The sequence below is a fragment of the Pseudomonas nabeulensis genome (assembly GCF_004682045.1).
Classification (GTDB): domain Bacteria; phylum Pseudomonadota; class Gammaproteobacteria; order Pseudomonadales; family Pseudomonadaceae; genus Aquipseudomonas; species Aquipseudomonas nabeulensis.
Genome location: NZ_QUZT01000007.1, coordinates 125,881 through 134,600, shown reverse-complemented (window position 1 = coordinate 134,600; position 8,720 = coordinate 125,881). Strand labels below are relative to the sequence as shown.

6 protein-coding genes are annotated in these 8,720 nt (G+C 59.4%); 3 read left to right on the top strand and 3 right to left on the bottom strand.

The window, feature by feature from the left end:
• The first annotated feature begins 100 nt into the window (after positions 1-100).
• From DYL61_RS06325 to DYL61_RS06315, 3 genes are read left to right on the top strand one after another with little or no spacing between them, the layout of a single operon-like run.
• Positions 101-760: a paraquat-inducible protein A gene (locus DYL61_RS06325; protein ID WP_135307653.1), complete on the top strand. Its 660-nt coding sequence runs from the start codon at positions 101-103 to the stop codon at positions 758-760.
• The gene (locus tag DYL61_RS06320; RefSeq protein WP_135307652.1) at positions 747-1,370 is read left to right on the top strand and encodes a paraquat-inducible protein A; all 624 of its coding nucleotides are present in this window, start codon (positions 747-749) and stop codon (positions 1,368-1,370) included. Before DYL61_RS06325 ends, DYL61_RS06320 begins: the two co-directional genes overlap by 14 nt.
• Positions 1,363-3,666 carry a PqiB family protein gene (locus tag DYL61_RS06315; protein WP_135307651.1) on the top strand — a complete coding sequence of 768 codons (2,304 nt, stop codon included), beginning with the start codon at positions 1,363-1,365 and terminating at the stop codon, positions 3,664-3,666. Before DYL61_RS06320 ends, DYL61_RS06315 begins: the two co-directional genes overlap by 8 nt.
• A 150-nt stretch (positions 3,667-3,816) precedes the next feature.
• On the opposite strand, the gene mksF is transcribed toward DYL61_RS06315, so the two are convergent.
• The 3 genes from mksF to mksB are packed head-to-tail and all read right to left on the bottom strand — an operon-like array spanning position 3,817 to position 8,628.
• Positions 3,817-6,657, bottom strand: a complete 2,841-nt coding sequence (mksF, locus tag DYL61_RS06310; protein WP_135307650.1) for an Mks condensin complex protein MksF — start codon at positions 6,655-6,657, stop codon at positions 3,817-3,819.
• Positions 6,654-7,361 carry an Mks condensin complex protein MksE gene (mksE, locus tag DYL61_RS06305; protein ID WP_135307649.1) on the bottom strand — a complete coding sequence of 236 codons (708 nt, stop codon included), beginning with the start codon at positions 7,359-7,361 and terminating at the stop codon, positions 6,654-6,656. Before mksE ends, mksF begins: the two co-directional genes overlap by 4 nt.
• Entirely contained in the window at positions 7,351-8,628 is a 1,278-nt protein-coding gene (gene mksB, locus DYL61_RS06300) for an Mks condensin complex protein MksB (RefSeq protein WP_135307648.1), read from the bottom strand. The genes mksE and mksB overlap by 11 nt, the downstream gene beginning before the upstream one ends.
• Between the last annotated feature and the right edge of the window lie 92 nt (positions 8,629-8,720).

Here is an 8,720-nt window from a genome sequence, read left to right as displayed (position 1 = left end):
GCAAGAAAAGTCAGCCCAGCGCCGACAAATTTGCACAGTTATTTCTGAACCAGACCACTAGAATAGGCACCTAACCTTTTTTAGAGTCCGAGCCCTACTTATGCCCGACCCGGTTGATGCCCTCGAGGTGTCGGATTTACCGCTGGACGAACTGGTGGCATGCCATGAGTGCGACTTGCTGATGCGCAAACCGGTGCTTGCCCTTGGCGAGAAAGCTCAATGCCCGCGGTGCGGTTACGAGCTTTACGCTCACCGCCACAACGTCGTTGAGCGAAGCCTCGCCTTGGTCATCGCTGCACTATTGCTGTACATTCCGGCGAACTTTTTGCCCATCATGCAGCTCAATCTACTGGGCCAATCGTCAGAGGATACGGTGTGGAGCGGCGTCGTTGGCCTGTTCGACACTGGCATGCAAGGCGTGGCGGCCGTAGTGTTCTTGTGCAGCATGGGCATTCCCCTGCTTAAGCTGCTCTGCCAATTGGCTGTGCTGCTCAGTATTCGCTGGAAAGTCGGTCGCAGTTACGGCCTGTTGCTCTATCGCATTTATCACCATATGAAAGACTGGGGAATGTTGGAGGTCTATCTGATGGGCGTCCTGGTGGCGATCGTAAAGCTCGCCGACATGGCCTCGATTACCATCGGCTTGGGCCTGGTCTGTTTCATAAGCTTATTAATGGTCCAAGTACTACTTGAGGTGGTGATGTCGTCCCACCAGATCTGGCAAGCACTGTCAGGAGAGGATGATCATGCGGGCGATTGATGCAGGCATTTTGATTTGTACCGAATGCCACGAATTGAACAAACAAGATGCTGACAGTGATGAGCAACTCTGCACCCGTTGCGGTGCACTGATCCATGCCCGCCGCCCCAACAGCCTCACCCGCACTTGGGCACTGTTGATCACTGCGGCCATCTTGTACATTCCAGCCAACCTGCTGCCCATCATGACCATCAACTCCCTCGGTCAAGGGGATCCCAGCACCATCATGGCCGGCGTGATCCAATTGGTTCAGCACGGTATGTATCCCATCGCGGCCGTCGTATTTATCGCCAGCATCCTGGTGCCAACGTTCAAGCTGGTGGGCATTGGTCTGCTACTGTTCTCGGTGCAGCGCCACCAACCGCTGTCCGCGCAGCAGCGCATTGTGATGTACCGCTTTATTGAGTTCATTGGCCGCTGGTCCATGCTGGATATTTTCGTGATCGCCATTCTGGTGGCGGTCGTAAACTTTGGGCGGCTTGCCAGTGTCGAGGCCAATCTCGGCGCAGCAGCGTTCGCCAGTGTGGTGATCTTGACGATGCTTGCCGCAGTAACTTTTGATCCCCGACTGATTTGGGATAACACGGAGTCGGACGACGACCATGAGTGATTTGCCAAAAGCTAAAACCCGCCCGGCCTCCAACTGGTCGGCCATTTGGGTATTGCCCCTGATTGCCTTGATTATTGGCGGCTGGTTGGGATGGCGCGCCTATACCCAGCAAGGCATCGAGATACAGGTCCGTTTCGAAAGCGGCGAAGGCATCCAGGTCAACAAGACCGAAGTGGTCTACAAAGGCATGACCGTGGGTAAGGTCAAGGCTTTGGCTTTGGACGACGAAGGCAGTAACCGCGGGGTAATTGCCACCATCGAGATGAACAAGGATGTCGATCAATACCTCAAGACCAACACGCGTTTCTGGCTGGTGAAGCCTAGCGTAACCCTGGCCGGTATCACCGGTCTGGAAACCCTGGTCTCGGGTAACTACATCGCCGCCAGTCCCGGCGATGGCGAGCCTACACGCAAGTTCAAGGCGCTCTCCGAAGAGCCTCCTTTATCTGATGCCAAGCCCGGCCTGCACCTGACCGTCAAAGCCGACCGCCTCGGCTCGCTCAACCGTGGCAGCCCGGTGTTCTACAAACAGATCCAGGTCGGCCAGGTTAAAAGCTACTTGCTGTCTGAAGACCAGAGTACCGTCGAAATCAAGGTCTATATCGAACCGACCTACGCCAGCCTGGTGCGCAAACACACGCGTTTCTGGAACGCCAGCGGCATCAGCATCGATGCCAACCTCTCCGGCGTGAAGGTGCGCAGCGAGTCCCTCTCCAGCATCGTCGCCGGTGGCATCGCGTTTGCCACGCCAGAAAACCGCAAGGACAGCCCGCCGACCGACCCAAGCCTGCCTTTCCGCCTCTATGAGGACTTCGATGCCGCCGCCGCCGGCATCAAGGTCAAGGTCAAGCTGACTGACTTCGAAGGCCTGCAAGCCGGGCGTACCCCCGTCATGTACAAAGGTATCCAAGTCGGCAGCCTGAAAACCCTGAAGATCGACCCAGACTTGTCCAGCGCCAACGCAGAGCTGACCCTCGACCCATTGGCCGAAGACTATCTCGTACAAGACACCCAATTCTGGGTAGTCAAACCATCGATCTCCCTGGCAGGTATCACCGGGCTTGAGGCTTTGGTCAAAGGTAACTACATCGCCATCCGCCCCGGCGACAAAGGTAGCGCGCCACAACGCGAATTCGTCGCCCGAGCCAAGGCGCCGCCGTTGGACCTGCGCTCCCCTGGCCTGCACATGGTGTTGTTCACCGACAACCTCGGCTCCCTGGATGTTGGCAGCCCGATCCTCTACAAACAGGTCAAGGTCGGTTCGGTGCAGAGCTATCAGTTCTCGCGCAAGACCAAGCAATTGGTGATCGGCGTCCATATCGAGAAGGAATACGAAAACCTGGTCAACGGCTCTACGCGTTTCTGGAATGCCAGCGGCGTGACCCTGACCGGCGGCCTCACCGGCGGCATTCAAGTGAAAAGTGAATCCCTGGCCAGCCTGATGGCCGGCGGAATCGCTTTTGAAACCCCGGAGCAGAACGTACCGCTGAAAAAGCGCATTCCACGATTCCGCCTGTTCGCCGACCGCGAAGCTGCCAACCAGCACGGCACCTTGGTGACCATCAAGGTCGACCGCGCAGACGGCATGCGCCCTGGGACACCAGTGCGCTTCAAAGGCCTGGACGTGGGCAAGATCGAAAGCGTTGATCTCAGTGCCGACATGCAATCAGTGCTGCTCAGCGCTCGCATAACCCAAGTCGCTGACCGCATTGCGCGTGCCGGCAGTCAGTTCTGGGTGGTCAAGCCGGAACTGGGCCTGATGAAAACCTCGAACCTTGAAACGCTGGTCACCGGTCAATACATCGAAGTGCAGCCCGCGGTGAAAAACGCAGGGCCACAAAAGAACTTCGTCGCCCTGGATCAGCCGCCCGAGGCCGTACACCAAGAGCAAGGCCTGAGCCTGACCCTCAGCGCTGCCCGTCGTGGTTCGCTGAAGGAAGGCGTACCGGTGACCTACCGTGAAGTCACTGTCGGAAAAGTCACCGGCTACGAGCTGGGCCAGACGGCGGACCGTGTGCTGATCCACATTCTGATCGAGCCGAAATATGCGCCGCTGGTCCGCAGCGGCAGCCGTTTCTGGAACACCAGCGGCTTTGGTCTCGACTTCGGGTTGTTCAAAGGTGCGACGGTGCGCACAGAGTCCCTGGAAACCCTGGTGGCGGGTGGGATTGCCTTTGCGACGCCAGACGGTGAACGGATGGGCAACATTGCGCGACCGCAGCAGACATTCCCGTTGTTCGATAAGTTTGAAGAGGAATGGTTGACCTGGGCGCCCAAGATTCCGTTGGGCAAATAGCCTGAGGTGCGGCTATCGGGGGCAAGCCCCCTCCCACAGTGGGCTGCATTCCAAGGTGGGAGGGGGCTTGCCCCCGATGAGGCCGACACAGACAACAAAAAAGGCCCCTGGATTCACATCCAGGGGCCTTTTGCATTTCAGCCGAAAAAATCAGACCTCATCCAACTCCGGCTCATCCGCCTGCACATTGACCGTCGCCTTCACTACATCGTGGCGACGAATGTACTTCCAGTCCGCTTCATCGATATAGATCCCGTTCGGCCCGCTGCCACCTTCCAGGTCAATCGCCACCTGAGCAGAAACCTGCGGTTTCACACTGGCCAGGATCGGCACAAAGCCCAACTGCAGACTGGTTTCCAGCAATGCCGCCTGGTTCTTCTCGTCGATATCTGCCGCCTCATCGAGGTAGTACGGCAAACGCACGCGCCCGGCCTGGTCGCGGTCCATCAAGTGCAGCAACAAGTACATGTTGGTCAGCGCCTTGATGGTCATGGTGGTGCCGTTGGACGCTGCGCCGTCGATGTCGGTGTGAATCACCGGCTGGCCGTGCACCTTGGTGATTTCGAACGCCAGTTCGAACAAATCCTTGAGACCCAACTGGTTATGGTTGGCGGCCACCAGGCGGGCCAGGTATTCCTTGGCCTCTTCGTTCTTGTTGTCTTGCTCGGCGCTCTGGCTGAGGTCGAACACCGACAGGGTTTCGCCTTCTTCATACTGACCGGCACTGTGGATGATCTGGTCGATATGTTTGAGGGCTTCCTTGTTCGGCGCCAGCACGATGCGGAAGCTTTGCAGGTTGGACACCTGGCGCTTGTTGATCTCGCGGTTGAACAACGCCAGTTGATGCTCAAGGCTGTCGTAGTCGCTGCGGATGTTACGCAAGGTCCGCGCAATATCGGTCACCGCCGCACGTCGCGCTTTACCCAACGTCAGCGCTTCATCGGTACGGTGCGCATACGCGTTGATCAGCAATTGCAGGCGACGCTCAACGTCATCCTCGCTGTCGAACTTCGCCACACCCTTGAGGCGCACCTGGGCATACAGCGCCTCGATCTGGCCATCAGCGCGCAGCAGGCCTTGCCAGCTGTCCTGATAGTCGTTGAGCAACGGCAGGAGGTTGTCCATGGAGTCGTCGACCGGGTCCATGAACGGCGTGCCGAACGGCAAGTCCGCTGGCAACAGCTGACGACGGCGCAATGCGTCATCCAGCGTGCGTTGCTTGGCTTCCATGTCGCCGATCTGACGACCCACCAGTTGCAGCTTGGCCGACAGCTGCTGGACGCGTTCGGTAAACGCATCGCTGGAGCGCTTCAACTCGTCCTGTGCCGCTTCCATCTGCGCCAGGTTTTCCAGCTTCTCGCCTTCTTCCGCGCTCAGGGTTTGCGCACGACGGAAGTCTTCCAACGCCTTCTGCGCGTCCAGTACTTGCTGGTACAGCGCCTCGGTCTGGGTCTTGCTCGCGGCACGGTCAGAGGCTACGGCTTGCTGAGTCTTGAGCTGCTTGAGTTCTTTTTCCAGACGCTCTTTCTGGTCGCGCAATGCCGCACGATCCGCCAGGGCTTGCAGTGCAGGCGGCTCGATGTGGGAAATGTCGATGGACAGCCCCGGCACTTCAAAACGTTCGCCCTTGAAGCCATCCAGGATCTGCTCCAGGGATTTAACCCACAGGCCATCTTCATCCAGCGTGATGCCATGCTCGCCCAATGGCAGGCTGAACAACGAACTGTTGAACAGGCGCATCAGACGCTCGACATCCTGCTGTGAGAATTCTTCCCGCAGTTTGGCGTAGCTGTTGTTGTCGGCGTGATCAAGCTGCTGCTTGACCGACTTCAAACGTTTTTCCAGGTCGCGCAGGCGTTCGTCCAAGTCCTCGGCGCTGAACTGCCGCGACTGCGCCAGGGCGCCCGCCAGTTCATCGTGGGCGTCCTTGGCCGCCAGCAATTGTTGCTCCAGCACTTTCACGTCATCCACCAACGCAAAGCGATGCTTGAGCACCGACAACTCGCCCAACCAACGCTGGATACCGCTGATTTCCCGCTCCAGGCGCATCAGCTCCTGGGTGCCGCCACGCTGATCGTTCTGCAGCGCGTCCTGCTCATTGCGGTAGTGCTCGGCCTGGATGGTCAGCTCTTCCTTGCGTGCACTGGCGTAGTCCGACCAAGTGCCCAGCAACGAATCGAGCAACGGCGACAGGCGATGCAATTTGCCGCGCAATACGTCGCGCTGACGCACACCATTGGACAGGGCTTCGACCAACGGGCCGGCGGCGACCAGCGAGTTGTAGTCCTGCTCCATGCGACGTACATCGCGGAAGGCTTCTTCGCACGCGGCGATGTAATCCACGCTACCGGAGCGCAGGCTGTGTTCGAACGCATCGAGGAACAGCTGCTTAAGCTTGGCCGCCGTGATTTCGCGCATGTGCAGCAGGTTGATAAACAGTGCGCGGAAGGTCTTCAGGCTCTGCTCGCTGGTAGAGCGCAGCGGAATCAGGGTCAGGTCCAGCGGGATCGACGTATGGCCGCCCACCAGCAAACGACGCAGTTCATCCGGCTTGAGTTCGTAGGCTTTCAGGCCTTCGCGCTCTAGGTTGGTAAACAACTCTTTCTGGCGCAGGCAGGTGTCGTTTTTCTGGTAGTGAGCCAGGTCGAGCTTGCCGGCATAGGCAAAGAACTGGTGCCCGAAACCGCCGCCCGGGCCGCGACCGACCACGCCGATCACGTGCGGGCCGTGAGGCAGGGACACTTCGACGAGGATGTAGCTGGTGTCGCTGGCAAAGTAGAACCGGCGCGATTGTTCCAGGGTGTACTTGCCGAAACTCATGTCCGACATGCGCGCCAGGATCGGGAACTGCAAGGCGTTGATCGACGCGGATTTACCCAGGTTGTTCGCGCCATACACCGACAGCGGTTCTTCCAGCGGGAACAAACCCAGGCTGTAGCCAGCGGTGTTCAATAGGGCGAAGCGGCGGATGCCGTAGCGTTCCTTGCTCATGCATCGGTCTCCTGTTCTTCGGCAATGGCGCGGGCCAGGGCATCTTCTTCGCTTTCGTCCTCAAAGTCGCTCAAGTCCAGCGGGTCATCGGTCTTCAGCAATTTCTCATCGCTGTCTTCGTCGATGATTACCGGCGCCGGCAGTGGCAACACGCTGTGCACGCTGGCCGCCAAGTCGCGGTCCTGCTGCACCGAGAGGCACACATCGAGAAAGCGGTGCATCGGCGGCAAGAAGCGGTACACGCCGTTGTCTTCGCTGGCAAAACCCAGTTGGGTCATGCGGCGCATGATCTTTTCTTCGAGTTCTTCCTGGGTCTGCACTTCGGCCTGGATAAACAGGTCGCGATATTTCTCCAGCAGCGATGGCAACTCATCGCGGCCCAGACTGCCGCCGTCGAGCACGGCGATCGGGTCGCGGCCCTGGTCAGCCAAGTGCTCGACGATGATGAAGGTGAACAACGCCAGGCGCTGGGCAGTCTTGTTCACCTGCGCGGCGGCTGCGGCGGTGTCCGGCACGAAGTAGTAGAAACCGCGGGTATCGCAGACCAACTCAAAGCCCAGGGCCTTGAACAGCGTGCGGTACTGGTCCTGGAAGTTCGACAGTTGGGCGTACAGCTCCGGGTCGCGGCGGCTGACGTGGTAACCCTTGAACAGCTCGCGAAAGATCGGCGCCAGCTGGGACAGTTCGGATAGATCAAGATGCATGAGGTGTGCTCGCGGGATTCTCGGTCGCGTCAACGGCGGCCGGGAGCAGGGCGAAGGAGCGCAGGCTGACCTGGTGCTCGGTGGTGTGGTAGTCGCGGCGTTCCAGGCGTTCGCGCTTGAAGCGTTTTTCGCGGGACAAACGCGAGAACCAGTACAGCAATTCGTCGGTGGCGCCGTCCGGTTCCTGCTCCAGCAGCCACGTCATCAGGTCCGGCATCGGCAGCGCATCTTCGCAGCGTTCGAGCATCTCCTTGACCGTGCGCGGTGCGCGTTGGGCTTCGCCCTTGTAGGATTTGTGTGCCTTGGGGAAACGCGCCGGTTTCGGCTCGAAATTCGCCAATGCATACACATAAGCTTCCACTTGGCTGGCACTGCCAAGGAAGGTGCTTTGCGGACGGGTAAACATCGGCATGGCCGCTTGCGGCACTGCGTCCAGGCCTTTGCGGCGGATGGCCGACAGGGCCAGCGCTGCGCCACGGGTCACGGCATTGTGCCGGCGCGCTTCTTCACGCAGCGGCAGCAGCAATTCGCGAGCATGGCGCAATGTCAGCTGGGCGCTGGTTTGCATCTCGAGAATGCGTGCGTGGGTCCGCAGCAACATGTCGTCGTCCACCAGATGGCCGAGGCGCTGTTGCTCGGTGAGCAGGCGCAGCAACACATTCTCCACCTTGCGCACGCCCTGTTCGAAGGCGCCGTCGGCGTTCACCAGTTGGATCATCGGTTCGACGTATTCGTCCCAGGTCGCCAATACCTCGGCATAACGCTGGCGCAATGGAATCTGCCGGTCGCTGGTCTTGGCGCGGTCGGCCACGGCAGCGAGGGCCTGTTCGTCGTTGGCGAGTTTTTTCAGCACGTCCCGCACGCGCATATCCAGCAAGCGCAGTTGGCGCGCCAGGTCGTGGCCATCACGGATGTCGAAGGCGTCCTGGATATAACCGGCCAGGCGCTCGAGGTGGCGCAGGTAGGCTTCGATTTCCAGGCACAGGCCAAGCCGGTGCTCCTTGCGAAGATAGGCCAGGAAGTCGTGGATCTGTGCGTTGAGCTCGAAACGGTTCGGGCTCTTGGCGACAGGCACCAGGATATCCAGGCGAATCCACACGTCCAGCAGGCTGGTGATGTCCTGTGGCGTGCTGTCCAGTTGTTGGGCGGCCAGTTGCGCGCGCAGTTCGCCCAGGCTCAGGGTGCCTTGGTCAAAGTGTTCGCACAGTGGCTCAAGTAAGGCCCAGTGTTCGGCGAGGGCGCGTAGGACGCGCTTGGGTTCGATCATGGGAATGGCCGGTTGGTTGGCGATGAAAAGTCGCGATTGTACTGCATCAGGCGGGGGATTTATCCACAGCCGGTCAGTGCGCAGTGGGCGAT